Source organism: Ruegeria sp. AB8 (assembly GCF_056542605.1).
The window spans coordinates 17,608-43,125 of sequence record NZ_JBQGAB010000002.1 but is presented as its reverse complement, the minus strand read 5'-3'; the positions used below and the strand labels follow the sequence as shown (position 1 = coordinate 43,125).

26 protein-coding genes and 1 tRNA gene are annotated in these 25,518 nt (G+C 59.6%); 16 read left to right on the top strand and 11 right to left on the bottom strand.

All coding sequences use genetic code 11. From position 1 onward, the window contains the following. Positions 1-125 precede the first annotated feature (125 nt). The 4 genes from ACR0CG_RS02310 to ACR0CG_RS02295 are packed head-to-tail and all read left to right on the top strand — an operon-like array spanning position 126 to position 4,795. Positions 126-1,538, top strand: a complete 1,413-nt coding sequence (locus ACR0CG_RS02310; protein WP_480522694.1) for an amidohydrolase family protein — start codon at positions 126-128, stop codon at positions 1,536-1,538. A 26-nt stretch (positions 1,539-1,564) separates the two neighbouring features. Beyond that, positions 1,565-2,329, top strand: a complete 765-nt coding sequence (locus ACR0CG_RS02305; RefSeq protein ID WP_480522693.1) for a DUF3299 domain-containing protein — start codon at positions 1,565-1,567, stop codon at positions 2,327-2,329. After that, positions 2,326-3,507 carry a carbohydrate porin gene (locus ACR0CG_RS02300; RefSeq protein WP_480522692.1) on the top strand — a complete coding sequence of 394 codons (1,182 nt, stop codon included), beginning with the start codon at positions 2,326-2,328 and terminating at the stop codon, positions 3,505-3,507. Before ACR0CG_RS02305 ends, ACR0CG_RS02300 begins: the two co-directional genes overlap by 4 nt. 46 nt (positions 3,508-3,553) lie before the next feature. Continuing rightward, complete coding sequence (locus tag ACR0CG_RS02295; protein WP_480522691.1) at positions 3,554-4,795, top strand: dipeptidase; 1,242 nt, start codon at positions 3,554-3,556, stop codon at positions 4,793-4,795. An 85-nt stretch (positions 4,796-4,880) separates the two neighbouring features. Here ACR0CG_RS02295 and ACR0CG_RS02290 read toward each other — a convergent pair. Beyond that, positions 4,881-4,956, bottom strand: a tRNA-Val gene (locus ACR0CG_RS02290). A gap of 204 nt (positions 4,957-5,160) precedes the next feature. Between ACR0CG_RS02290 and modA the strand changes: the two genes are divergently transcribed. From modA to ACR0CG_RS02270, 4 genes are all read left to right on the top strand, one after another. Continuing rightward, positions 5,161-5,940: a molybdate ABC transporter substrate-binding protein gene (gene modA, locus ACR0CG_RS02285; RefSeq protein WP_480522690.1), complete on the top strand. Its 780-nt coding sequence runs from the start codon at positions 5,161-5,163 to the stop codon at positions 5,938-5,940. Between the two features lie 5 nt (positions 5,941-5,945). Beyond that, positions 5,946-6,638, top strand: a complete 693-nt coding sequence (modB, locus tag ACR0CG_RS02280) for a molybdate ABC transporter permease subunit (RefSeq protein ID WP_480522689.1) — start codon at positions 5,946-5,948, stop codon at positions 6,636-6,638. Then, positions 6,635-7,732: a molybdenum ABC transporter ATP-binding protein gene (gene modC, locus ACR0CG_RS02275; RefSeq protein WP_321249719.1), complete on the top strand. Its 1,098-nt coding sequence runs from the start codon at positions 6,635-6,637 to the stop codon at positions 7,730-7,732. The genes modB and modC overlap by 4 nt, the downstream gene beginning before the upstream one ends. A gap of 129 nt (positions 7,733-7,861) precedes the next feature. Then, entirely contained in the window at positions 7,862-8,284 is a 423-nt protein-coding gene (locus ACR0CG_RS02270; protein ID WP_170614169.1) for a tellurite resistance TerB family protein, read from the top strand. Between the two features lie 2 nt (positions 8,285-8,286). Here ACR0CG_RS02270 and dacB read toward each other — a convergent pair whose 3' ends face one another. The 3 genes from dacB to ACR0CG_RS02255 form a co-directional block, all read right to left on the bottom strand. After that, on the bottom strand, positions 8,287-9,765 hold the full coding sequence (gene dacB / locus ACR0CG_RS02265; RefSeq protein WP_480522688.1) for a D-alanyl-D-alanine carboxypeptidase/D-alanyl-D-alanine endopeptidase: 1,479 nt from the start codon (positions 9,763-9,765) through the stop codon (positions 8,287-8,289). Positions 9,766-9,832: 67 nt separating this feature from the next. After that, positions 9,833-10,453 carry a nicotinate-nucleotide adenylyltransferase gene (locus ACR0CG_RS02260; RefSeq protein ID WP_480522687.1) on the bottom strand — a complete coding sequence of 207 codons (621 nt, stop codon included), beginning with the start codon at positions 10,451-10,453 and terminating at the stop codon, positions 9,833-9,835. 95 nt (positions 10,454-10,548) lie between these two features. Continuing rightward, a complete protein-coding gene (locus tag ACR0CG_RS02255; protein WP_480522686.1) occupies positions 10,549-10,977 on the bottom strand; it encodes an MOSC domain-containing protein in 429 nt (142 codons plus the stop codon). Positions 10,978-11,093: 116 nt separating this feature from the next. Between ACR0CG_RS02255 and ettA the strand changes: the two genes are divergently transcribed. Next, positions 11,094-12,761 carry an energy-dependent translational throttle protein EttA gene (gene ettA, locus ACR0CG_RS02250; protein ID WP_480486725.1) on the top strand — a complete coding sequence of 556 codons (1,668 nt, stop codon included), beginning with the start codon at positions 11,094-11,096 and terminating at the stop codon, positions 12,759-12,761. 92 nt (positions 12,762-12,853) lie between these two features. Then, positions 12,854-13,510 (top strand): hypothetical protein, encoded by a 657-nt coding sequence (locus ACR0CG_RS02245; RefSeq protein ID WP_480522685.1) that lies wholly within the window; start codon positions 12,854-12,856, stop codon positions 13,508-13,510. Between the two features lie 413 nt (positions 13,511-13,923). Here the strand turns inward: ACR0CG_RS02245 and ACR0CG_RS02240 are convergent, their stop codons facing one another. Together ACR0CG_RS02240 and ACR0CG_RS02235 are read right to left on the bottom strand one after the other, a co-directional pair. Next, positions 13,924-14,391, bottom strand: coding sequence for an REP-associated tyrosine transposase (locus ACR0CG_RS02240; protein ID WP_480522684.1), 468 nt, complete (start codon positions 14,389-14,391; stop codon positions 13,924-13,926). Positions 14,392-14,581: 190 nt separating this feature from the next. Further along, on the bottom strand, positions 14,582-15,028 hold the full coding sequence (locus tag ACR0CG_RS02235; RefSeq protein WP_480522683.1) for a hypothetical protein: 447 nt from the start codon (positions 15,026-15,028) through the stop codon (positions 14,582-14,584). A 484-nt stretch (positions 15,029-15,512) separates the two neighbouring features. Here ACR0CG_RS02235 and ACR0CG_RS02230 point away from each other — a divergent pair, with 484 nt between their 5' ends. Both ACR0CG_RS02230 and ACR0CG_RS02225 read left to right on the top strand, forming a co-directional pair. Beyond that, positions 15,513-15,719: a cold-shock protein gene (locus tag ACR0CG_RS02230; protein ID WP_170378838.1), complete on the top strand. Its 207-nt coding sequence runs from the start codon at positions 15,513-15,515 to the stop codon at positions 15,717-15,719. Positions 15,720-15,886: 167 nt separating this feature from the next. Beyond that, positions 15,887-16,447: a L,D-transpeptidase gene (locus ACR0CG_RS02225; protein WP_170679301.1), complete on the top strand. Its 561-nt coding sequence runs from the start codon at positions 15,887-15,889 to the stop codon at positions 16,445-16,447. Positions 16,448-16,452: 5 nt separating this feature from the next. Here ACR0CG_RS02225 and ACR0CG_RS02220 read toward each other — a convergent pair whose 3' ends face one another. Both ACR0CG_RS02220 and ACR0CG_RS02215 read right to left on the bottom strand, forming a co-directional pair. After that, positions 16,453-17,067 carry an SOS response-associated peptidase gene (locus tag ACR0CG_RS02220; RefSeq protein WP_480522682.1) on the bottom strand — a complete coding sequence of 205 codons (615 nt, stop codon included), beginning with the start codon at positions 17,065-17,067 and terminating at the stop codon, positions 16,453-16,455. Between the two features lie 9 nt (positions 17,068-17,076). Then, a complete protein-coding gene (locus ACR0CG_RS02215; protein WP_480522680.1) occupies positions 17,077-17,769 on the bottom strand; it encodes an arylesterase in 693 nt (230 codons plus the stop codon). Here ACR0CG_RS02215 and ACR0CG_RS02210 point away from each other — a divergent pair. After that, the gene (locus ACR0CG_RS02210) at positions 17,763-18,458 is read left to right on the top strand and encodes an ABC transporter ATP-binding protein (protein ID WP_170619298.1); all 696 of its coding nucleotides are present in this window, start codon (positions 17,763-17,765) and stop codon (positions 18,456-18,458) included. The genes ACR0CG_RS02215 and ACR0CG_RS02210 overlap by 7 nt on opposite strands. Beyond that, complete coding sequence (locus tag ACR0CG_RS02205) at positions 18,455-20,983, top strand: ABC transporter permease (protein ID WP_480522679.1); 2,529 nt, start codon at positions 18,455-18,457, stop codon at positions 20,981-20,983. The genes ACR0CG_RS02210 and ACR0CG_RS02205 overlap by 4 nt, the downstream gene beginning before the upstream one ends. Positions 20,984-20,986: 3 nt before the next feature. On the opposite strand, the gene ACR0CG_RS02200 is transcribed toward ACR0CG_RS02205, so the two are convergent. After that, positions 20,987-21,433, bottom strand: coding sequence for an RrF2 family transcriptional regulator (locus ACR0CG_RS02200; protein ID WP_170614159.1), 447 nt, complete (start codon positions 21,431-21,433; stop codon positions 20,987-20,989). A 95-nt stretch (positions 21,434-21,528) separates the two neighbouring features. Here ACR0CG_RS02200 and ACR0CG_RS02195 point away from each other — a divergent pair, with 95 nt between their 5' ends. Then, on the top strand, positions 21,529-22,098 hold the full coding sequence (locus ACR0CG_RS02195) for a gamma-glutamylcyclotransferase family protein (protein ID WP_480522678.1): 570 nt from the start codon (positions 21,529-21,531) through the stop codon (positions 22,096-22,098). Between the two features lie 81 nt (positions 22,099-22,179). Here ACR0CG_RS02195 and gltX read toward each other — a convergent pair whose 3' ends face one another. After that, positions 22,180-23,505 carry a glutamate--tRNA ligase gene (gene gltX, locus ACR0CG_RS02190; RefSeq protein WP_480522676.1) on the bottom strand — a complete coding sequence of 442 codons (1,326 nt, stop codon included), beginning with the start codon at positions 23,503-23,505 and terminating at the stop codon, positions 22,180-22,182. A 95-nt stretch (positions 23,506-23,600) separates the two neighbouring features. Next, positions 23,601-24,035, bottom strand: a complete 435-nt coding sequence (locus ACR0CG_RS02185) for a DUF1801 domain-containing protein (protein ID WP_480522675.1) — start codon at positions 24,033-24,035, stop codon at positions 23,601-23,603. A 116-nt stretch (positions 24,036-24,151) separates the two neighbouring features. On the opposite strand from ACR0CG_RS02185, the gene ACR0CG_RS02180 reads away from it, so the two are divergent. Next, a complete protein-coding gene (locus ACR0CG_RS02180) occupies positions 24,152-25,084 on the top strand; it encodes an MBL fold metallo-hydrolase (protein WP_480522673.1) in 933 nt (310 codons plus the stop codon). The last annotated feature ends 434 nt before the right edge of the window (positions 25,085-25,518 follow it).

Sequence of the window (25,518 nt, the reverse complement as noted above, 5' to 3'; positions counted from 1 at the left end):
TCGTCCCCTTCGGCTCAAGCAGCAAGTTTGGGCGAGTAGCCACTTTTCCTACCACATTCGAACATCCTACTGAAAAAGTGGCAACCGATCCAAGCCCTTTCGGGCTAGTCTAAAAGGATCTGAATATGACGAGGTTTCTCATGTCCGGCTTACAAAACTTCCTTCTTTCAGCGGCCGTTGTCACGGTAACGTTTTCCTCTTCTCTGGCCGCACAGGCGCAAGACGAAAAAGCGCCCCAGACGCTGTTTACCAATGTCCATGTCTTCGATGGTGTGAATGAGCAGCGCGTCGAGAATGCCAACGTTCTGGTCGAGGGAAACCTCATTAAATCCGTTTCGACCGATGCGATCGAGGCACCGGATGCCACCGTGATCGATGGCGGAGGACGAACTCTAACCCCCGGCTTTATCGAGCTGCATGCGCATCTCATGCTGATGGGCCCAACGCTTCCGGCGATGGAGGCCAACACGACGTGGGAAGACTTCGCCATTCACGGCGCCCGGATGGCCGAGATGTACCTGATGCAGGGCTTCACCACTGTCAGGGATGCGGGCGGGGCCAATGGGGGACTTCGCAGGGCAATCGACTCAGGTCAAATCGAGGGCCCGCGTTACTATCCGTCCGGTGCGTTCATCGGAACCCGGGGTGGCCACGCCGACTTTGCCAATTTCACCGCGCCGCCGGGATCGGAAACCAATATGAGCCGCCTGAACCTGGCGCAGGAGGTCAGCGGAGTTGACGATGTTTACAAATTCGCGCGCAACAATTTTCGCATGGGTGCAACGCAACTTAAGTTCATGCAGTCCGGTGGTGTGGTTTCGGCATTCGACCCCTGGCAATTGCTGGCGGGGTCCCCTGAAGAGATCAAAGCCGCAGTGCAGGTGGCAAATGAGTACGGCAGCTACGTCATGGCGCATTCCTATCGCAAGGAAGCGATCCTGGGTGCGCTCGACGCAGGTGTGATGTCGATAGAACATGGCTTCTCGTTTGACTGCGAAATTGCCCAGGTCATGAACCAGAAAGGGGCCTACATCACCACGAACCTGACAGCCTTCGACCCCGGCCTGCTGGATATTCCGGCGGTTGCCAATGTGCCCTCCAGCCTCGCCAAGGCGAAATCGGCCTCGGCCACTTTCGCTGGCTACATCGACAACATGAAAGAATGCCCGGTCAAGCGCGGGTTCCAGACAGATTGCGTCGGCTCGGTCGAAGCGTGCAACATCCAGATCGCCTACGAGAAGCACCTCAATAACGAATTCTTTGGCCCTTACACGTCGATGGTGACGCTGACCTCGACCGGCGGCGAGGTAGTAGCGCTGTCGGGCGATTTCATGAACCCGTATACCGCCGGCAAGCTGGGTGTGATCGAAGAAGGCGCCTATGCCGACATTCTGCTGATCGATGGCAACCCGCTCGAGGATTTCTCGGTGGTTGGTACCGGGGATCAATGGTTCGGTGCTGATCCCAGACCCGATAGCCCGGAAACCATTCGCGTGATCATGAAAGACGGTGTAATTTACAAAAACACGCTGGATTGACCGCAGAAATCACCCGGAGGTTCTTAATGCGTCACTGGTTTTTCCTCGCTGTCGTCGTAGCCATGTCCTGGTGCGCTCAATCTGCGGTGGCGATGTCAGGCACAGCGCTGGACTGGGCTGATTTGCCCGACCCGTCCGTGCAGGAATTCGAGGACCCGTACCGGGACCTCAGCCCCGAACAATTCGACGACGTTCTGTTTGTTGTGCGGTTGCGCGGTAGGCTGCAGCAGGACAAAGGCAGCGCCGAAGAACGGCAGAACTGGCAAGAGCTTCTGACCGAGACCGAGGATGCCTTGCTGGCCGGTGGTGTGGATGTCGACTGGCTGCTGGATCAGCGGGAAGTCGTGACTGAACGCCGAAGAAAGGCGGGGACTGCCGGAAACCCGCAATTCGACGGTCAGACAATTACACTGGCGGGTTTTGCAATTCCTGCACCCAGCGACCCGGACGGCCAGCCCGTGGCCTATTTGGTGCCGGAACGCGGGATGTGCAGCCACATGCCCCCACCCGTGCCGAACCAGATGATCCGGGTGCGGCTGAACGGCGATTGGACGCCCAGCTATGTTCATGAACCTGTGCGACTGACTGGAAAGCTGACAATTGACCCTTCGGATCAGGAACTGATGGTCGTAGATGGACTTGTGCCCATGCGCGCAACCTTCCAGTTGCAGACGGACAGCGTCGAAACTTTGGAAACAGAGGCAGACAGGCTGGAGTGGAAAAAGCAGGCAGCAGATCGTCTCCGCGCGGCGGGTGACCGCAAGACCGGAGGGGCAAGGATTTCCGAATGATCAGGCACCTGATTGCCGCCGTTTTTGTCATCGCGACCGCTGCTGTAGCCAATGCGCAGGGGCTGTCAGGACCTTCATCTGTTGAGGCCGATCTTGAACCCGGGGACGGGCTGACCGACCCGCAATACCGTTCGGATTTTCCGCGCAACATCGCGCCGGGTTGGTTCAATTGGAAAGATCGGCTGGCCGAAAACGGGGTTCGGTTCAACCTGGATTATCTGGCGTTGGGCCAAACCACGAATGCAGACTTGGGAACCGGAGAAGCAGCCAGCGGCATCGCGCGCTTTTACGGAAACTGGCAAGCGACCGAGCGTGGCTCTCTGACATTCAAGATCGAGCACCGGCACAGCTATACGGATGTTGCGCCGCAGTTTCTTGGACTGGACGGCGGCGCCCTATCGATCACCGGGACGGCTTTCAACGACACCGGGCTGCTGCTGACCAATCTGTTCTGGACGCAAAGGGCCGACGACGGGGCGTGGACCTTACAGTTTGGTCAGATCGATGTGACCGACTTTGTTGATATCTACGGTCTGGTCAGCCCCTATAGCGGTTTTCAGAACCTGGCGTTCAACACCAATCCAACCATCAATGCCCCAAATCCCGGATTGGGCATCGCCGGGGGCCTCAAGCTCAACAGCAACCTTTATTTGGTCGCCAGTGTCGCCGATGCCAATGCCGACCCGTCCGACCCGGATTTTGATGTTTTCAGCGATGGCAATCTCTTCAAATCGCTCGAACTTGGTTACACATCCGGCTTCGACCGCATCTATTTTGACAATGTCCATCTTACCCTCTGGCACGCGGATGCCGCCGACGACGGCAGCCGCCCCGAAGACTATGGCGGTGCGTTCTCTGCCGCTTGGTTTGTGGACAACAAATGGATGCCGTTCCTGCGTGCCGGGGCCGCGAAAGGGACGGCCGCGCTGTACAAGCGGTCGGTCTCGGCTGGCATGGGATATTACGGCCGAAACACCGATCTGGCCGGGTTGGGCCTCAATTGGGCCGAAGCCCGCGGCATCGACGGAGACCAGTTCACAGTCGAGGCGTTTTATCGCTTTTCGATTTCGCCCGGCCTGCAAATCACGCCATCGGTGCAGTTCATTTCCAATCCACTGCTGAACCCAAATCAGGATAATATCACGCTGTTCAGTCTGCGAACCCGGATCGTTTTCTGAGGCTCGCCCAACGTCCTGAACAACAAAAAACAAGGGAGTTTCCGTAATGAAGACCCTGTTGGCCGCAAGCGCCCTGGCAATAATCTTTGGTGGCGCGTTGCTTGCCAGTGAAGAAAGCAAGACATGGGACGCGTCAGATGAAGCCAGGCAGTTCGTGAAGGACACAATCGTTCTGGGTATGCTGGCCAGCCCCTACGGCACCGGCTGGACCGAGTACGACCAGTTGCACACCTACTTTGAACGTGCTCGGGACAATGGCATCACAGGTCATGAGATGACACTGGCCGCAGCGGACATGTCCTTCGAAACCCTTCTGGAACAGCATTATCACTTCCGCGCCGCCATGACGCAGCAGCCCGAGAACTACCTTGTCGTGAATGAAACCCGGGATATCGAAGCCGCCCACCTACAAGGCAAAACCGCCGTCATTTGGAACAGCCAGACCGCCACAATCCTGAATGGTGACCTTAGGAAGATGGCATTGCTCAAGGACATGGGCATCAAGAGCATGATCCTGGCCTACAACGATATTTTCCGAACGGGTTCGGGACAATTAGCAGCCTACAACGGACGTGACATCGGCCTTACGCCTTGGGGCAAATCCGTCATCGATGAAATGGTGCGGTTCGGCATCCTGCTGGACCTCAGCCATACTGGTTCCAAGACCGCCAACGACGCCATGAACTATATGGACGAGAATTACCCCAGCGTGCCTTATGTCTACACACATTCTGTGCCTGCGGGGCTTTACAAGAACGAACCCAACGCAACCGCGCGCGGATGTTATCGCGCCATTCCCGACGACGAGGCGCTGCGGGCCGCCAAGTCAGGCGGCTATATCTCGCCCACGTTTACGGAATGGATGATGGACGGCATCTGGCCCGAGGATATCTCGCCCAAACAGGCCGCAGATATGATCGATTATTACGTCCAGCTTGTGGGTGTCGACCATGTCGGGATCGCAACGGATGACATGTTCTCGACCGAACTTGTCGTGCAGTTCGCAACTGCAAACGCAAGCATGTACGATGACGGCGGATACATGATCGACGCCTTCAACAAAGGAGCCACCGGCAACGGTGAACTCGCCAAGATCCTGGCGGCCATCACGGATGATCTTTGGGCGCGCGGCTATTCCAACGAGGATCTCGAAAAGATCTATGGCGGCAACAAGATGAGGGTCTACGCGCAGGTCTGGGAAGGCAAGCCGCCCGAACAGTTTCTGAAAGAATACCCCGAGCGTCTGCGCTTGCGACAAGAGCTTCGTGACGGGTTCTATTCACGTTAGACCAACAACAAACACCCGCGATGAACGCAAAGTGGCGTTGTCGCGTCTTTATTTGAAATGACGCCAGAACATCAGGGCTGAAGAATGGTGGGTGATGAGAGACTCGAACTCCCGACATCTTCGGTGTAAACGAAGCGCTCTACCAACTGAGCTAATCACCCGTGACGGTGCATGTAGCCAAGCCTGCGCGCGGGCGCAAGAGGGTCTGGAACAAATTCTTGCGCCAAGGGACAGGAACGGGCCGGATCAGATCAGCGATTTCGTCAGACCACTGGCCCACAAATTCCTTCGCCGCAGGGAAAGGCGCTTGCGTGTTCCCTGCTGCCTCCGATATTCCCGAAAGGACTGAAACCACAGGAATGCGCATGATCCTGACCCGCGCCTGCCGTTTTCTCATTGCGGCCCTGGTCCTTGGCACCCTGACGCTGGCTCCGGTCCGGGCCACGGCCGAGGGTGTTCTCGTCTTTGCGGCCGCCAGCCTCAAGACGGCACTGGATGAAATCGTCCCTGTTTTTGAAGACCGGACCGGGCATCAGGTGACGGTGTCTTATGCCGCATCCTCAGTTCTGGCGCGGCAAATTCAGCAGGGCGCACCGGCGGATCTTTTCATCTCGGCCAATCAGGACTGGATGGATCAGTTGCAGGACATGGGGCTGATTGCGCCCGATTCCCGTATCGATCTTCTGGGCAACGGTCTTGTGCTGATAGGCCCTTCCCGTCAGGCACCCTTGCAGGACCTATCCGCTGAATTCGATCTGGTGACCGCGCTAGCCGGCGGGTATCTGGCCACGGCGCTGGTCGATGCCGTCCCTGCGGGCGTCTATGCCAAGGCCGCGTTACAAAGCCTGGGCTTGTGGGACGATGTGCAGGAACAGGTTGCACAGACCGACAATGTGCGCGCCGCACTTGCGCTGGTTGCAAGCGGCGCTGCCCCGTTGGGCATTGTCTACCGATCGGATGCGCAGGCCGAAACCCGGGTCAGCGTGGTCGCTGCGATACCGGGTGACCTGCACCCCCCAATCGTTTATCCCGCCGCCCTGACCGCAACCGCCAATCCGGCAGGTCGGGCCTTTCTCGAACACTTGCAATCTACGCCATCTCAGGGCGTTTTTGCCGCGCAGGGTTTTTCCCTGCCGGACGGGTAATGCCGATGGGCTGGTTGGGACCAGAAGAGCTTGAGGCGCTGAAACTGTCCCTGCGGGTGTCGTTCTGGGCCACACTGGCCACGCTGCCGTTTGGCATTTTTGTGGCCTACGCCTTGGCGCGCTGGCGCTTTCCGGGGCGGCAGGTGCTGAACGGGCTGGTGCATCTGCCCCTGATCCTGCCACCTGTCGTGACCGGATATCTGTTGTTGCTGACCTTCGGCATTCAGGGGCCGCTGGGCAGCTTCCTGGCCGAGTTCGGCATGGTGTTTGCCTTTCGCTGGACCGGCGCGGCGCTGGCCGCCGGTATCATGGCCTTTCCCCTGATGGTTCGCGCCATCCGACTGTCGATTGAGGCGGTGGACCCGAAACTGGAACAGGCAGGTGCGACCTTGGGGGCCTCACGGCCCATGGTTTTTGCCACCGTTACCTTGCCGATGATCCTTCCGGGCGTCATCGCCGGTGCCATTCTGGCCTTTGCCAAGGCAATGGGCGAGTTTGGGGCCACCATAACATTCGTGTCCAACATCCCCGGCCAGACACAGACCCTGCCATCCGCAGTCTATGCGTTTCTGCAGGTTCCCGGCGGTGAGGCCGCCGCAACCCGGCTGGTCATCGTGTCCATCATCATTGCCATGGGCGCGCTGCTTCTGTCCGAATATGTCGGCCGCCGCGCGGCGGAACGGGTGGCCGGGTCATGAGCCTTTCTGTCCGCTTGCAACAGGAACTGCCGGGGATCGATCTGGACCTCAGCTTTGACGCACCGCCCGGTGTGACCGTCCTGTTCGGGCGATCGGGTTCCGGCAAGACCACCGTTGTGAATGCGGTGGCCGGTCTGCTGCGTCCCCGAGCGGGGCGGGTGGCCGTGGATGACTGGGTTCTGTTCGACACGGATCAGGGACTGTGGCTGCCACCTCACCGGCGACGTCTTGGCTATATCTTTCAGGAAGGCCGACTGTTTCCGCATCTGACCGTCCGCCAGAATTTGGCTTACGGCCGCTGGTTTGCGCCCCGCAGGGCGCACCGTGAAGATCCCGGCAAAGTAATCGAAATGCTGGGCGTCGGTCATCTGCTGGATCGCCGCCCCTCGGGCCTGTCGGGTGGCGAAAAGCAGCGTGTTGCCATCGGCAGAGCCCTGTTGGCCAGCCCCCGCCTGATACTGGCCGACGAACCGCTCGCCGCGCTGGATGACGCCCGTAAGGCGGAAATCCTGCCCTACTTCGAGCGGCTGCGGGACGAGGTATCGGTGCCTATCCTCTATGTCACACACTCCGCCGCCGAGGTGGCCCGGCTTGCGACCTCGGTTGTGGCCTTGCAGGACGGCAAGGTCGTGCGGCACGGTCCCGCCCCGGACGTGCTGGCAGACCCTTCCGTTGCACCTGCCGGTGTGCGCGCGGTCGGCGCGGTGCTGCGGGTTCGGGTCCACGATCACCACGCCGACGGGCTGAGCGAGCTGGACGCGGGCGGTGCACGCCTGTTCCTGCCGCGCATCCCGCACCGGGTCGGAGAAAACCTGCGCATTCGCATCCCGGCGCAGGAAGTCATCCTGTCAGACCGAAAACCCGAAGGTCTGTCGGCCCTGAACGTCCTGGAAGGCACGGTCGATACGATCCGCGCCGGTGACGGTCCGGGGGCAATCGTATCGGTGCAAACCCCCGCGGGCCCGGTTCTGGCCCGCGTCACTCGCCGGTCGGTGTCGGCCCTGGGCCTGGCCCCGGGACGCACCTGTTACGCCGTAATCAAAACCGTGGCTCTGGCACCTCAGGATGTCGGCGGCCGGGTGAACACAAGCTGATCCGTCCGGAGCGGCATTCCGGATACAAACCGCGGGCATTCCCCGACCAAGTCACAGAAAACAAGGTGTTGAACCTGCCTGCGCGCCCTCCTATCGTGCCCACTCAGAAAAACCAGTCAGGAACAGGCCATGACCGACCAAATTGCACATCCGATGTCCCCGCAGGATTGCCTCGTGGCGATCATGGTTGCGGTCTCGGCCTCGGACGAAAACATTCGCACCGCCGAACTGGTCAAGATAGAAACAGCCGTCAACATGCTGCCGGTTTTTGCCGATTACGACATCGACCGTACCCGCCGGGTGTCACAGATCGTGTTTGACCTGTTCGAACAGGAAGACGGTCTGGACGCCCTGTTTGGCCTGATCCGGGAAAACCTGCCCGAGCGGCTGAACGAAACCGCCTACGCGCTGGCCTGCGACGTTGCAGCCGCCGATGGCACCCTCGCGGAAACCGAACTGCGCCTGCTCGAGGAAATCCGGTACGAACTGGACGTAGACCGCCTGCACGCCGCCGCGATCGAGCGCGGCGCCCGCGCCCGCCACACCGTCTGAGTTCAACTGCCGTAAAGTGACCCCCAGCGCTCGATCAGCGTGCGCTGCAGCTTGCGCGAGCGCCTGTTCCAGTTGCGCGCACCCTCGGGGCGTTCGCGCAGCGCACGTGGAATTGTGGCGCGCCGGTCCACGTCGGCGGTAAAGATGGCAAAGGCCAGATCGGTTCCGTCAACCGTGGTCAAAAACCCGCCCAGGCCGGAAACGAAATTCAGCGTTCCGGTTTTGGCGGCTACCTTGACGGGGTGATCCCGCACGGCGCGTCCTTTGCTGTCGGTCAGGGTGAAGGGCTTCAACAACGGGCGCAGCACATTTGTCTTGCGTGCCGCAACCAGCGCTTTGACCAGATCGCCGGGCGCCATGCGCGAGGCATCGCCCAGACCCGAATGATCCACCATGGCGATCCGCTCGACACCATAGGTTTCAGCCGCCCATCGGTTCATCTCGGACGCGGACTCGGCCAGGGTCTGCGGTCGCGCGCCCCGCGCCCGTGAGGCCGCCAACCCGACCATCTCGGCCGTCAGGTTGGTCGAATATTTCAGCATTCCCCGCAGGATGCTCTCCAGCGAGTCACTCTGGTGCACCACCAGAATCGTGCCCTCAGGCGCCTGCCGTGTGACCTGAACCCGGCCCAGAACGATGCCGTTGACCCGCGCCAGCGTGCGGAACACATCGCCCGCATATAGCGCCGGCTTTCGAACGGGCAGCCACCGCGCGCCGCCATTGCCCAACGCCGCCTTGGCAACAGTCCACCGGTCCTGCCGCGCACTGGGCTGGTAGGTGTAAATCGGCAAACTGCGGGCTTCGACCTGCATCGTCGCCATGTCGACGGCCGGGTTATACCGTGCACTGCGCGCATCCATGGCCACATTATAGCCCTTGCCGTCGCGCTTCCATTCGAAATGAACCCGGTTGAAATTCAGCGATATGCCACTTATCGCCGGGCTGTAGCCCAGATGATCCGGCTGGCCCGGGTCGATGCTGTTCACGTAGGGCAGCGCGCCATCATACACTTTGAACGCGCCGCGCACCTCGGTGATCCCGGCCTCGCGCAGATTGGCCGCCATGCTGGCAAGTGCATCCGTATCCAGCAGCGGATCGCCGCCACCTACAAGGATCAGGTCGCCCTTCAGAATACCGTTCTCAACCGGTCCGTCCGCCATCAATCTGGTTTCAAACCGATGCTCTGGCCCCAGCACATCCAGCGCATACAATGCCGTCAGCGCCTTGGCCACGCTGGCTGGCGGCAATCCGTCCTGCGCGCCATATCCTTCCAGCTGCGCCCCGGATTCCGCATCGGCGACGGCAAAGACGACCTCACCCTGCAGTCCGGCTGCGCGGACAACCCGCTCGACACCGTTCAGCTCCGGCCCGCGCATCTGCGGGCGCAGTGACACCAGCGGCGCCCCAGCCAGTCCGGTAGCGGGGATCAGCGCGGCCCCAAGCCCGCCAAGAATGAATCGACGCGAATAACGATCAACCATAGGTCAATTAAAATCCCAGAGTTTTCGCCCAAACAACCGCCCGCACTGGATTATGTGGCCATGGGGGCTATTCCGGCAACACCTGATTTGCCCATTCACCGCGCCCGCGTATTTCGGTCGAGCTGACATCGACCATCGGCACATTCACGAAACACCAAGCGGGGGCGCTGGCCCGCCCCAGCAAATGCCGCGCCTGCCCGTCAATCCGATAGCTTGCGTAAGCCCGCGCTGCCGGAGACATCCGCGCCGAAATCCGGTCGCCGGGCCGCGCGACCACACCCACAGGTACACTGTCCATGATCTTCCGCCAGTCTTTCCAGCGGTGAAACTGCGCCAGATTATCCGCACCCATCAGCCAGACAAACCTGACCTGCGGATAGAGCCTCTGCAACGCCGCCAGAGTATCGGCCGTCGCCCGCGTTCCCGTCTGCGCCTCGATACCCGTGACTTCGACCCTTGGGTGCCGCATGACTGCCCTTGCCGCCCGAACCCGCCGTTCCAGCGGCGCGGGGCCGCGCTCTTTCAGCGGATTGCCCGGCGAAACCAGCCACCACACACGATCCAACCCGAACGCCTTCATCGCCTCAAGCGTCACATGCACATGACCGCGATGCGGCGGATCAAAGGATCCACCGAACAGCCCCACGACCTGCCCGGGCCGCGCAAAAGGGATCGAATGCCGCTTCATTCTTTGCTGATGTTCAAATTCGGTCGGGCTTGTCAATCAACTGGTTGCACCGCGTCGCCCAGGCGGACCTGCCCGGATCGCACCACTTCGGCACACTAGCCGCCATGTCCGCGCACGGCTGAGTAGCCACCTTTGCCCAGCGCCTCCTCCATTCGGCTGCAGGGCGCACAAATCACGGTGAACCGCAAAATGGCCTCACCCACCTGCACTTCGCGCCCCTTGAGCGCGGCCAAATTGATCCCCGACACCACCAGGTTGCGCCGCAGAATGTCCGGCGAAACAGGCCCCTGCCTCAGATACGCACCAATCGCCGCCAGATGCTCCTGCTGGATCAGCGACACCGCGCGTTTACCTGCGCGGCTCCGATCGCCCTCGGGTCCGGCCTCGGATACCAGAACCTGTTTAACAGGGATCATCGCGGCCCGCCGGTCAGGGCGCAAGCCGATCCAATCAACATGCCCGGGCTGCGCCCATCCAGCTATCAAACCTGCCAGTTCCGACAAAACACTCTCCCATTCGATCATGGCCACAATACCCGTCGCGATCCGTGAACGAAATTCACGAAACCACCAGCTTGCCCCGCCCGTCCCGCTTGGATATCTAGCGTTCCAACCCAATTTCCCGACCCAGAGGACGCGACATGGCCGCCTATCAATATGTCTACCACATGCAGGGTGTCTCCAAGACCTATCCCGGTGGCAAGAAGTGCTTTGAAAACATCCACCTGAGTTTTCTGCCCGGCGTGAAAATCGGTGTCGTCGGCGTCAACGGCGCAGGTAAATCGACGCTGATGAAGATCATGGCCGGTCTCGACACCGACTTCACCGGTGAGGCCTGGGCCGCCGAAGGTGCCAAGGTCGGCTATCTGCCGCAGGAACCGCAGCTGGACGAATCCCTGACTGTCCGCGAAAACGTCATGCTGGGCGTGGCCGCGAAAAAGGCCAAGGTCGACCGCTTCAACGAGATCGCCATGGAGATCGCCGAGAACTATTCGGACGAGCTGATGGAGGAAATGACCACCCTGCAGGACGCCATCGACGCGGAAAACCTGTGGGACCTCGACAGCCAGATCGACGTCTCGATGGAGGCGCTGCGCTGCCCGCCGGACGATGCCAACATCGCCAACCTCTCGGGTGGTGAGAAACGCCGTGTGGCGCTGTGCAAGCTGCTGCTGGAAGCGCCCGACATGCTGCTCTTGGACGAACCGACCAACCACCTGGACGCCGAGACGATCGCCTGGCTGCAACAGCACCTGATCGACTACAAAGGCACCATCCTGATCGTCACCCACGACCGGTATTTCCTGGATGACATTACTGGCTGGATTCTGGAGCTCGACCGCGGCCGTGGCATTCCGTACGAGGGCAACTACTCCGCATGGCTGGAACAAAAGGCCAAGCGACTGGAGCAGGAAGCGCGCGAGGACAAGTCCAAGCAGAAAACCCTGCAGCGCGAACTGGAGTGGATGCGTCAGGGTCAGAAGGCGCGTCAGGCCAAATCCAAGGCTCGGATCAACGCCTATAACGAGCTGGCCGAGCAGTCCGAACGCGAAAAGCTGACCCGCGCCCAGATTGTCATCCCCAACGGCCAGCGCCTTGGCGGCAAGGTGATCGAGGTTGAGGGCCTGTCGAAACACATGGGTGACAAGCAACTGATCGAAGGGCTGGACTTTGCCCTGCCACCCGGCGGCATTGTCGGCGTCATCGGCCCCAACGGTGCCGGTAAGTCGACGCTGTTCAAGATGCTCACCGGTCAGGAACAGCCCGACAGTGGTACCATCACGCTGGGCGACACGGTCGAGCTGTCTTATGTCGACCAGTCCCGCGATGACCTGAAAGATAACGACACTGTATGGGAAGCGATCACCGGCGGTGCCGAGATCATTCAGTTGGGCGACGCGCAGGTCAATTCCCGCGCCTATTGCTCGTCTTTCAACTTCAAGGGTGGTGACCAGCAGAAGAAGGTCTCGCTGCTGTCAGGGGGTGAGCGCAATCGCGTCCACATGGCCCGCCTGCTGAAAGAGGGCGGCAACGTCCTGCTGCTCGACGAACCCACAAACGACCTTGACGTCGAAACCCTGCGCGCACTGGAAGACGCGCTGGTCGATTTCGCCGGCTGCGCCGTTGTCATCTCACACGACCGCTTCTTCCTCGACCGGATTTGCACGCATATCCTAGCGTTCGAAGGCGATGCCCACGTGGAGTGGTTCGAGGGCAACTTCGAGGATTACGAAGAGGACAAAAAGCGCCGTCTGGGACCGGACGCGCTGGAGCCCAAGCGATTGAAGCATAAGAAGTTTGTCCGATGAGAGGCCTTTCGTGTATATTATCTTTATCGTTTTGATGGAGATTTGATAGGCGCATTGTTTTCGCATTGGCAATTTGTTTGCCGACAGCAAGAATGGCACTTGACTGCACCCCTTTGAATCCTGTGGCCGATAAAACAATCTCAAAAGACGTTCAAGGAAAGATCGACGGCGAGGTCACAGGCCTACTTTCCAAACTGGGTGGGGCGAGCGCGGAAGTAGATGGTGTATACAAAGAGATAGTGAAAGGAGATACGCTTTCCGGTTACCCAGAAGGTGCTAAACTATACCTTTGGGAAAAGATTATTTATTTTAAGTGCGAGTTGCTTGATGATTCCGATTTTTCCGACAAGGAAAAGAACGAAGAACTTGATAAGCTTATGGAAAAGATTTTATTCCCACCAGTCGCCAGTTGTAATTTCCCAATTGACCCTAGGGCAGCAGGCTTCACGCCACCCAAAGTTAAAAACGCTCTTGGAAAAGCACCTGCTGGATTTAAACCTGCAGGATTTAACCTTTCTAGCCTTGTCGATTCGGGGCAAACAGAAAAAGCAATAAAATACAGCAAATTGTTGTATGAACAACAATCCCTTGTGTATGGGCCTTATTCTCAGGAAACATACAAGGCAGCAGATATTCTTGCTGAATTATTGAGAGATTTCGGAACAACAGGTGAGGACGGAGCCATGCTGGTCAATCTGCAAAACAATTTTGGTTCCGACATCGGAACTCATGGCTGCTTAGCAGCTTAGTTGGTGGACTAACTTAGGAGCTGTGGGATTGGTGCGAACATACTTCCTCCCGCGTCCCAGTCTTTCCATCCATTTGGGTGCCAATCCATTCCGGGTTTCTCAAGCCTCCGAAAATACACCTCGGCGCAAAGCGAACAGCAAGCGTAGGATGGGTGATTGCACCCATCGCTACTCAATCCCCATCTACCTCATCAAATGATGGATGAAATCACCCATCCTACGGTTCCCCAAACGCCTCTTGGGTGATGCCACCACTCCATTCCGGACCAACTCGACCCGCCCGAATGTCGCGATGGATTGACGAATACGGCCAATCGGTCGGGCGCTCCACCAACCCATGTTTGATCGGGGCTCCGCCCGTTCGCGCCTCGAAACGTCCACTGGACGTTTCGCCACCTGCGGTGGATCGGCACTCACCCCCAACAATACGCCATATGATTGCGGTAATCCCGTTCGTCCCGGATGCAATGTTCCCAAAACCGGCGTTGCCATACAGGCGCTTCGCGTTTATCGGCTCGTAGGCCGGGCTTCAGCCCGGCATACCTGCCGGATGTCACGACGGGTAATTCCCTGGGCACGAGTGCCGGGCTGAAGCCCGGCCTACAACTTGCCTTATTCACACGCATGGTAAACCGTGCCTTGATCGCGCCCCACCGCGTCGAATAATCCGCATCCCCAGGTGGCAGGGTCCATACTGCATGCAAATGATCCGGCAACACAACAAACGCATCGCACCAGAATGGCCGCTCCCTCTGCGTCATCGCAAAGGCCGCCCGCAGATGCGCCACTTCGCGCGTCAACAGGTCCGACGATCGATCGGCCAAAGAAACGGTGAAGAAATAACTGGCGCCGGGAATGCGGACACGCCGATAGTTGGACATGCATCCAGTTTACGGCAGCTATGACTACCAACTCGTAAAGGGGTGGACTGAAACGGTAAGGGACCGGAAGGACGGGCGGTTCCACCCATCCAGCGACTGGTTGCATACGCGATGGCGAGACGCCAAAGCACCGCGCCATCGGATTACATAATTCACTTTCGAAATACCAAGGGGTCGTTCGTTGCCGCGCCTACCCGGACCGGCTGCCACCCATCCGTCTGAACCCGAACAGTCCCGCCAAAGCACCGATCAGCAACAACCCAGTGGCCGGAATTGGGACGGCAGAGACATTCACTTCTGTCACGGTACCTTCCGACCCGGGCTCTTCGCACCACAATTCACAGAAGTCGGGCTCTGTAACTTCCGTCAGTTCCTCATCCTGTTCGATTGGATCCTGCTCCCGATCTTGAAGATGTCGAAGCTCTTCAAGGTAACGATTAGAAATTTTCGCCGACTCGATGATCTGGAACATTGCCCATTCCATACCCTCGCGAGATTTTTTGTTCGAATAAGCTGACAACCGGCTGGTTTGTCTTTCCACACCATTCGACAACTGGTTTTGCCAATCAATTTTTATAGTCAGAGCATCTGATGTTCCAGCCCAGCAAAGGACCGCAAATGTACAAACAAGTCTCATATCCGCCCCCACGGTTGTGTGCGTCACCATAGCACCAAAAGCCTGCTTTTCAAAACATCGTAATATCTGAATAAAATCTGAGGGTTGTGGGCAACCCTGCTTCTCTACCCTATAGTTTTTCGGGTGCTCTGCGACTCGGGACACAACTGACGATTGCCCGGGCACGGTCCATGGTGGTAGGCGCTTCTGTCAATTCTGCTCAGGTTGTTGAAATCGCGGTCCCCGTATCAGGTTCGACATGCGCGGGATTCGGGCCGAACCCTTCGGCGGGAAACCGTTCAAAACGCGCTGCAGGCCCTTAAACCGTTGTACAAAGCACACAAACTCCCTTGTCACACGCCCTGCGCGGTGCCATATCCCGGTTGCTTACGTTTTTCTATTTCGACCTACTGTCTCCGTTTCCGGCGCTCAGTCTATCGATCCAGACCGACGACGCCAGGCTGCCGCAACCCCGTGGGCAGCATCAAAACAGGAGACAACGGACATGCCAGCAGGCACCGTAAAATGGTTCAACACCACCAAAGGCTACGGCTTTATCGCACCCGAAGATGGCGGCAAAGACATCTTCGTACACATCTCGGCCGTGGAACGTTCCGGCTTGACCGGTCTGGCCGACAACCAGAAAGTCACGTACGAGCTGCGCTCGGGTCGTGACGGCCGCGAAAGCGCGGACAATATCGAACTGGCCTGACCAGTTAAAAAGGGCGGAGAATCTCTCCGCCCTTTTTCTTGCCGCGCCCTTGAACTGTGGCGCGCAAAATACATCACAATCCCTTTATCAGTGCGCAGCGATTGACCGGATCGTGTATCCTTCCGAGACTGAATTCATGTTTTTCATGAAGGATAGGTGAGCCCACCATGTTCACGCGCCGTGTATTTCTTGCATCGACAGCAGCAGCCAGCCTCACACCGGGAATGAGCCTGGCCAAGAAGAAAGCCGTCGAATACGACCCCACGCCGCAGGTGGTCCGGATCAAGAAACAGTTTCAGCCTGGTCAGTTGCTGGTCGTGCCACGCTCGTTCTATCTGTATTTCGTGACCGAGCCGCGCAAGGCGATCCGCTATGGCTGCGGGGTCGGCAAAGCCGGGTTGGAATTCACCGGCACCGCGACAATCGACGTGAAGAAGGAATGGCCGACGTGGCGGCCAACGGACGAAATGATCGAGCGGGAACCGGTGACTTACGCCAAATTCAAGGACAACGATTATGTCCAGCCCGGCGGAGGAGACAATCCACTGGGGGCCCGGGCGCTCTATCTGTTCCAAAACGGCGTCGACACCTATTTCCGCATTCATGGTACAACACAGCCGCAGACCATTGGGCGGGCGGTGTCAAACGGCTGCATCCGAATGCTGAACGAGCATGTGATCGACCTTTACCAGCGCGTACCATTGGGCACGGTGGTCAGTGTGGTTTAATCCGATCACGGCGCTGACCAATCCACATCAATAGCCTGCTCGATCCTTAACCGCCCTTCTGGCCACGGGCGTGCAAGGCTTTGCGCTTCGGCATCGGTTCCGGTCAGCCATCCCTGCACATCGGACAGGTTCAGCAAAACCCCCATGCGATGATGGATCGGCCGGACATCCGCGTTCGGTTCGCAGGTCACTGCGGCAACCTGATTGACGCATAGTCCGCCGGGGGCCTGCCAGGTGTCCGTAATCGCCGCAAATATCAGCGGCGCGCCGTCAACCGAGGAAATGCGCCACGCTGTCTTGCGCCGTTTCTCTCCGGTCCATTCGTACCAGCCGTCGACAGGAATAACAGCCCTGCCCACACCCTGAAACGCCGTCTTGTCAAACACCGTTTCGGATCTTGCGTTGATGATAGTCTCCATAACCGGGCGGCCCCGCGCGTTGACCCGCCCCACCGGGATCATGCCCCAGCGCATCGGCGCCAGCCCCGCGCTTGTCAGGGTCATCACCTCCTGCCCTGGCTGAATGTTATGACGCGGCAGCTGAGCGGCCACCTCAGCGGGAACACCCAGAAACCGGGCAATCTCGGAAATGGACCGCGTCAGAAAAAACCGCCCCGGCATGATGCGCTCCTATCGGTTTGCGTTCCCGACCAGCTTCAGAACATCTGGCCCAAGCGCCTCGACAATCAGGGCCACGCCCTGTGCATTGGGATGAATGCCGTCAGCCTGCATGAACCCAAGCGCGGCAGTCGGATCGCCACCAGCATCAAGACCGGCGAAAAAGCTTTCTGCATAAAGCGTTCCGTGTTTCTGCGCCAATTCAGGATAGATGGCGTCAAAGGCCTGTCTGTAGTCAGGGCCAAAGTTTCCCGGCGCTTCCATCCCGATCAGCAAGACCTCGACATCGGCCGCTTTGGCGGTCTGCAGGATGGTATCGAGGTTCTCACGCGACACCGCAGGATCAACACCGCGCAACAGATCATTGGCCCCGAGGGCAACGATTACGCCATCGACTTCCGGTGTCAGCGTCCATTCGATACGCGCCGCGCCACCGGCTGTTGTGTCCCCCGACACACCTGCGTTGATCAGCGTCACCTCGGCGCCGCGATCTTCAAGCCAGCGGCCGAGCTGAGGGACAAATCCCTCCTGTTCGGGCAAGCCATAGCCATGCGTCAGAGAATCCCCTACCGCCGCGATGACCACCGGTTCGGCTGTGGCCGCAAAGCCGCAAAAGACAAACAGGCCCGACATCAAGGTCTTGCGCAAGGTCCCAACCGCTCCATATCCCAAATGACCGCTCCTTTTCGGAAAGACTGATGACATCACCAGTTCTCACGCTCCAAGATGCCTCATTGTCGCTGGATGGCAATGCCGGTCGGGTGAATATCCTGCATGGTATCAACCTGACTGTGCGGCAGGGTGAAACGATAGGCCTGGTCGGACCGTCCGGGTCAGGCAAATCCTCACTTCTGATGCTGATGGGTGGGCTTGAACAGGCGACCCGTGGGACCGTCTCGGCGCTTGGGCGCGATCTGACAGGGCTGGACGAAGACACTTTGGCGCGTTTCAGGCGCGACTACATGGGTGTTGTGTTTCAGAACTTTCACCTGATCCCGACAATGACCGCGCTTGAAAACGTCGCCACGCCACTGGAACTGGCTGGTCACAAGGATGCGTTCACCCGCGCCGAGGCCGAGCTTGAAGCCGTTGGACTGTCGCACCGGCGCAATCACTACCCGGCGCAGTTGTCGGGCGGGGAACAGCAGCGCGTTGCCCTTGCCCGCGCATCGGCCCCCCGGCCGCAGATCCTGCTGGCGGATGAACCGACCGGCAATCTGGACGAAAGCAATGGCGCCGCCATTGTCGAGCTGTTGTTTGGGTTGCGGGACAAACACGGTGCCACCCTTGTTCTGGTAACGCACAGCCACGCACTGGCCCGGAAATGCGACCGAGTCGTGCGCTTGCGGGATGGCCGCATTGCCGGGGATGCCCAACAGGAGGCCGCTGAATGAGCCTGCGGCTGGCCGGACGGTTGGCGCGCCGTGAACTGCGCGGCGGATTGCAGGGATTTCGCGTGTTTCTGGCCTGCCTTGCGCTGGGTGTCGCCGCGATCGCCGCAGTGGGTTCAGTCCGGCACGCGATTCAGGCTGGCTTGGCCCAAGAGGGCGCCGCCCTTTTGGGCGGGGACGCGCAGCTGGAATTCACCTACCGCTATGCCAGCGACGAAGAACGCAGCTGGATGAACGCGTCAGCCCGGCAGGTATCCGAAATCGTCGACTTCCGGTCCATGGCTGTCACGCAACACGATGACGGTCCGGATCGCGCATTGACACAGGTGAAGGCGGTCGATGACGCGTACCCATTGCTTGGCTCTGTCACGCTGGAGCCCGCGATGCCCCTGCCAGTTGCGTTGAACGGTCAGGATGATCTGCCCGGAGCGGTGATGGACCCCGCCCTGATGGATCGGCTGAACCTGGAGGCAGGGGACACCGTCACGCTCGGGACGCAGGAGTTTGTCGTAATGGCCGCGCTGGTGTTCGAGCCGGACGGGGCCGCTGACGGATTCGGATTGGGGCCGCGTACCTTGGTGCGCACTCAAGACCTGAGCAAATCGGGTTTGCTGGAACCCGGCACGCTGTTCTCCACGAAATACCGGCTGGACCTGCCGCCCGCCACAGATCTTGCCACCCTGTCGACTGAAGCAAAAGAAGCCTTTGACGGCACCGGCATGCGCTGGACAGATGCTCGCAACGGTGCCCCTGGCATCGCTGAGTTCGTCGCAAGGCTCAGCGCCTTTCTGGTGCTTGTAGGTTTGTCGGGTCTGGCCGTAGGCGGCATCGGCATCTCGGCAGCGGTGCGGGCGTACCTGTCGCAAAAGACGGAAACGGTTGCCACATTGCGCACCCTTGGTGCCGACCGTGCCACGATTTTTCAGACATACATGATCCAGATCGGCATTTTGTCTGTCATCGGCATCGCGCTGGGCCTAGCCCTGGGCGGCGCGGCCCCCCTGATGCTGTCACCGCTGATCGAAAACCGGTTGCCGGTTCCCGCTGTATTCTCGATCTATCCCCAGCCATTGGCCGAGGCTGCCCTCTACGGCGTTCTGACGGCGTTCCTGTTCACTCTCTGGCCGCTGGCCAGAACCGAAGAGGTCCGCGCCGCAACCTTGTTTCGCGACGCCCTGACATCGGCGCGGTTCTTTCCCCGTCCTGCTTACGTGATCGCCACCGCAGTGGGCCTTGCTCTCCTGATCTCAGCCGCCGCATGGTTCAGCGGCTCCGCCCGCCTGACCCTGTGGACCAGCGGCGGTTTGGCCGGAGCGATGGCTTTGCTGGCCGCAACCGCGTGGATCATAAGACGGGTTGCCCGAGCCGGCGCCTCGGCAACACGCGGGCGGCCCGCCTTGCGCTGGGCCCTGTCGGCCATCTCTGACCCGCGCGAAGGTGCTGGTCCCGTCGTGCTGTCGCTTGGGCTGGGCCTCTCGGTGCTGGCGGCCGTCGGGCAAATTGACGGAACATTGCGCAACGCAATCTCGGGCAATCTGCCGGACGTGGCGCCGTCATACTTCTTTGTCGACATCCAGAAAGACCAGATGCCCGGGTTCATGGAACGGCTGGAAACCGACCCGGCGGTCAGCCGCATCGAAAGTGCGCCAATGCTGCGCGGAATCATAACCGGGATCAACGGACAGCCTGCACGCGAGGTGGCTGGCGATCACTGGGTGCTGGACGGAGACCGGGGGATCACCTATTCCGAACGTCCCCCAAAGAACGCGCGCATCACCAAAGGGGAATGGTGGTCAGATGACTATTCCGGCGCGCCGCAGGTCAGTTTTGCCGCGGAAGAAGCTGCTGAGATGGGTCTCAAGCTGGGCGATGAGTTGACGGTTAACATTCTCGGCCGGGACATCACGGCCCGGCTGACCTCTCTGCGTGAGGTCAATTTCTCAACCGCCGGAATGGGGTTTGTCATGTCCATGAACCCCGGCGCGCTGGCCGGGGCACCTCACAGTTTCATCGCAACGGTCTATGCCGAAGAACAGGCCGAGGCCGCCATACTACGCGATCTGGCAGGGCAATTTCCCAACATCACCGCGATCCGTGTGCGGGACGCGATCGACCGGGTTTCCGGCCTGCTTGCCGGGTTGGCATCGGCCACGTCTTACGGGGCCGGGGTATCTTTGCTGACCGGGTTTCTCGTGCTGATCGGCGCGGCCGCCGCCGGAGAGCCCGCGCGCCGCTACGAGGCCGCGATCCTGAAAACGCTCGGGGCTGGCCGCCGCCGCATTCTTCTCAGCTTTGCATTGCGCGCCGTACTTCTTGGCACGGCAGCCGGAGGCGTGGCCCTGTTGGCCGGCATCACCAGCGGTTGGGCCGTGGCAACGTTCATTTTTGACACCGGCTTCACGATCATCTGGCCATCCGCCCTTGCCATCGTTCTGGCCGGAATCGCGGTGACCACAGGAGCCGGCCTGGTCTTTGCCATGCGCCCTCTGGCTGTCAGACCGGCGCGCATCCTGCGCGCCGCCGGTTAGGTCTCAGCGAACACAGGCCACCGGCTGCAAAATCTGCAACAAGCGATCATTATCACAGACCAGCGCGTCCAGTGTGATTTCATCCAGCGACGCATAAAACACTTCGGCTGCATCGCGCAGGGCCAACCGCAATCGACAGGCATCGGTCAGCGGGCACGTGTTGTCCGCATCGGCAAAGCACTCGGTAATCGGCAGGTTGCCTTCCACATGGCGAAACACCGACCCGATCCGGATCTGTTCCGCCGGACGGGCCAGCATCATGCCGCCGTTGCGCCCGCGTTGCGTGTTCAGATAGTTCAGCTGGCTGAGCTGGTTGATCACCTGCGCCAGATGGTTTTCCGAGATGTTGCACACTTCGGCAATCTCGGCCTTTGTCACCAGCCGATCCTGATGCGCCGCGCAATACATCAGCAGGCGCACTGCAATATTCGTCCGTTTGGTAATCCGCATCACAGGCCTCCCAAATATCAAGATGCAGTCTTATTGCATGTTCCGCAAAAAAGCGGTTTGACATACATCAATCGAGATCCAGGACGGCACAGCGTATGAAAGACCCGTATTTCTTCGGTTATGGCAGCCTGGTCAATCTGGCCACCCATGACTTTCCCGATCCGCATCTGGCCCGGCTGAAGGGCTGGCGGCGCGCATGGCGACATACCGACCTGCGCGAAGTGGCGTTTCTGACAGCCGTACCTGACCCCGATGCCGAAATCGAAGGCATGATCGCGCATGTTCCAAAGAACGACTGGGCAGCGCTGGATCAGCGCGAATGGGCCTACGATCGCGTGACTGCGACGCAATCAGTGACCCACCCCCTGGCGCATGAGGTTGAAATCGCCGTCTATGCCGTTCCGCAGGATCGGCACAATGCGCCAAGCAACAAACATCCGCTGCTGCTCAGCTATATCGACGTGGTGGTACAGGGTTATCTGCGCGCTTTCGGTCTGGACGGAGCAGATCGTTTCTTCGCCACCACGGACGGGTGGGACGCCCCGATCCTGAATGACCGCTCCGAACCCCGCTATCCGCGCCATCAACAGCTCCGCCCCGACGAAACAGACTTCGTCGACGACCGCCTGCGCAGTATCTCGGCAAACATCGTTCAAAACGCATAAAAAAGGGGCCGGATTCAACCAGCCCTCTTCATCTTTTTCAAAATACTCTCGCCGAAGGCACGCGCCGCAAGGCGCGTTTCATCACCCCCGCGCGCGGATCACCTGCAACAGGGGCAACAGGGCCGCCATCTCGGGCCCGCGTTCCATCCCCGTCAGCGCCTTGCGCAACGGCATGAACAGACCTTTGCCCTTGCGGCCGGTCGCTTCTTTCACGGCGCTGGTCCATTTACCCCAGGTTTCGCCGTCAAACGGGCCCTCCGGCAGCAGCGCCATCGCCTCAACGATGAACGCGCGATCCTCATCGGCGATCAGTGGTTCCGCGCCTACGCGGCACAGCTCCCACCAGGCTTTCAAATCGCCCAGCGTGGTGATGTTCTCGCGCGCCATGGCCCAGAACGGCTCGGCCAGATCTGCCGGAACACCGGCATCGGCAACAGCATCAGCCACATCGGCAAGCGGCAGTGATTGCAAATACTTCGCGGTCAGCGGGAACAGGTCCTGCACGTCAAACTTGGTGGGCGCGGCACCAAAGCGGCTTACGTCGAACCCGTCAATCAATTCGGCCATATCCGCGCGCAGTTCGACCGGGTCGGACGATCCCAGACGTGCCATCAGGCTCAGCAAGGCCATCGGCTGCACGCCCTGTTCACGCAGATCCCGCAGCGCCAACGTGCCCAGACGTTTTGACAGCGCCTCGCCCTGCGGACCGGTCAGCAAAGAATGGTGGGCAAAGCGCGGGCAGGTGCCGCCGAGTGCCTTGATGATCTGAATCTGAGTCGCCGTGTTGGTTACATGGTCCGAGCCGCGTACCACGTCGGTCACGCCCATCTCAGTGTCATCCACAACGGAAGCGATCGTATAAAGAACCTGACCGTCACCACGGATCAGCACCGGATCGGAAACCGAGGCTGCGTCGATCGAGATGTCGCCCAGAATACCGTCGGTCCACTCGATCCGCTCGTGATCCAGCTTGAAGCGCCAGACCCCGTTGCCACGTTCGGCGCGCAGCGCGTCTTTCTCGGCCTCGCTGAGGTTCAGCGCGGCGCGGTCATAGACCGGCGGTTTGCCCATGTTCAGTTGCTTCTTACGCTTCAGGTCCAGTTCGGTCGGCGTCTCGAAAGCCTCGTAGAACCGTCCCATCTCGCGCAGCTTGTCGGCGGCCTCGGCATAACGGTCCAGACGCTCGGATTGACGTTCGACCCGATCCCAGTGCAGGCCCAGCCATTCAAGGTCCTGCTTGATGGCATCGACATATTCTTCCTTCGACCGCTCAGGATCGGTGTCGTCGATGCGCAGGATGAACGTACCGCCGTTTTTGCGGGCAATCAGATAGTTCATCAGGGCAGTGCGCAGGTTGCCCACGTGGATGTAACCGGTGGGCGACGGGGCGAAGCGGGTGGTGGTCATGGATATCTCCTGTTGGCGCGGCTCTTGTCACATGAAGGGCGTTTTGTCCAGCAAGCGAATGAGGCACCGGACAGGATTGAGCGTGCCAGTAATGCTCAAGTCGGCTCGACTTGCCAATGCCGGCCCAGATCTTCAAGACCCGCGACGATCAGCTCGGACAAAACCGAAGGATCGATATCCGCCAGCTTGTTCACGTAAAGACAGGATTTCCCAAGTTTGTGTTTTCCCAGCCGGGACAGGATGTCACCGAAATCCGCATAGCCGGGCATGATGTAGATGGAATGCGCCGCCTTGCGCGGGGAAAACCCGGTTGCCAGAAAGTCTCCTTCGCGCCCGGATTTGTAGCGATAATGATAGTGGCCATACCCGATGATCGAAGGCCCCCACATCACCGGTTCAAATCCGGTTGCTTCGCGAAACAGCGCATCCAGCACCCGGGCCTCGTCTGCCTTTCGCGGTGGCAGGACGGATGACAAAAACCCGTTAACGGCCTGCCCTGTCGGCTGTGTTTTGTTTTCGGATCGGGACACGAGCAAAAATTAACACGTAATGTTTATCCATGCAGCCCATGTCAGGCGGGTAAAATATGGCAAACGACCCACAGCGGGCTAGTTCCCGGGCTGGTGTCCTGACAGGGAGAAACATAATGACCATCAATTTGACGAGAAGAGCAGCGCTCGGCGCTGCCGCAGCATTGCCATTTGCATCAGCTGCAACTCCGGTTCTGGCCAATGATGCTGAAACCGGCGCAAACCCGACAACCGCCAGATCGTTCGCGCTTGGTGATTTCACTGTTACAACATTGCTGGATGGCAGTCTGCCGCGCGACGGCGCCAAGGAAATTTTCGGCGGCGGTGCATCGGACGAGGAATTCGCGAGGGTTTCCGCCGAGAACTTTATTCCAGACGACATGGCCCAGTTCTTCTTCACGCCAACGCTGGTCAATACCGGGTCCGAAATGGTGCTGTTCGACACAGGCCTCGGAAAAGGTGGTATTCAGGCGGCACTGGCCGATGCTGGTGTGACACCTGATCAGATCGACGTGGTGGTCATAACCCACATGCACCCCGATCACATCGGCGGTATGACAACCAATGACGCACCGACCTTTCCGAATGCACGCTATGTGACCGCCTCGAACGAATACGATTTCTGGGCCGCGCAGGAGTCCGGTAACCGAGTCGGCGATCTGGTCGCGGCCAAGGTGACACCACTGGCCGACAAGATGACCTTTATCGAAGACGGCGGTGATGTTGCGTCCGGCATCACGGCCATGTCTGCCTTTGGCCACACGCCCGGCCATACTGTCTATCACCTGGAAAGCAACGGCCGGCGTCTGATCCTGACGGCAGATCTGGCGAACCACTATGTCTGGTCATTCGCCCATCCGGAATGGGAAGTCCGGTTTGACATGGACAAGGCTGTAGCCACCGCAGCACGGCGCAATGTGCTTGGGCTTCTGGCCGCCGACAAGGTGCCGATGATCGGTTATCACATGCCATTTCCCGCAGCGGGATATGTCGAAACACGAGGTGAAGGGTTCCGGTTTGTCCCCGTCAGTTATCAGATGATGGGCTGACCCCAAAGACACAGGATTTTATAGCGGACCCGGCCCGCCCTTGAACTAGGGCGGGTTTTTTTGCGCGTGTATTTCCACCTGTCGCAACCTACGGCGGCCTTGCCAGCAAAAGTTCAGATCGTGCAATACCCAACAAGACCGGAGGCCTGTTCGACTGGGCATCGCAGGCCAACGAGCCATAGCGCTACACCTCATCGAGCGTCACTAGTTCTGTCTGTGCGACATTGCCCGGCCAGTCAGAAAGTTTGAAACCGTCCCTGGAACTCCGCGGCAGTTCACCGGCTGGGCGAATCGTATCCACACCTGAAAAGTGTCGTGCTCGATGGTGAATCGCTACTCGATTGTATCTGGCGTCAAATCAAGCTGCAACCATCCGCGCAGAGTCACGCGGATAACCGCTTATCAGAATGAGACAGGGTCAAGCCGTTTCGAAG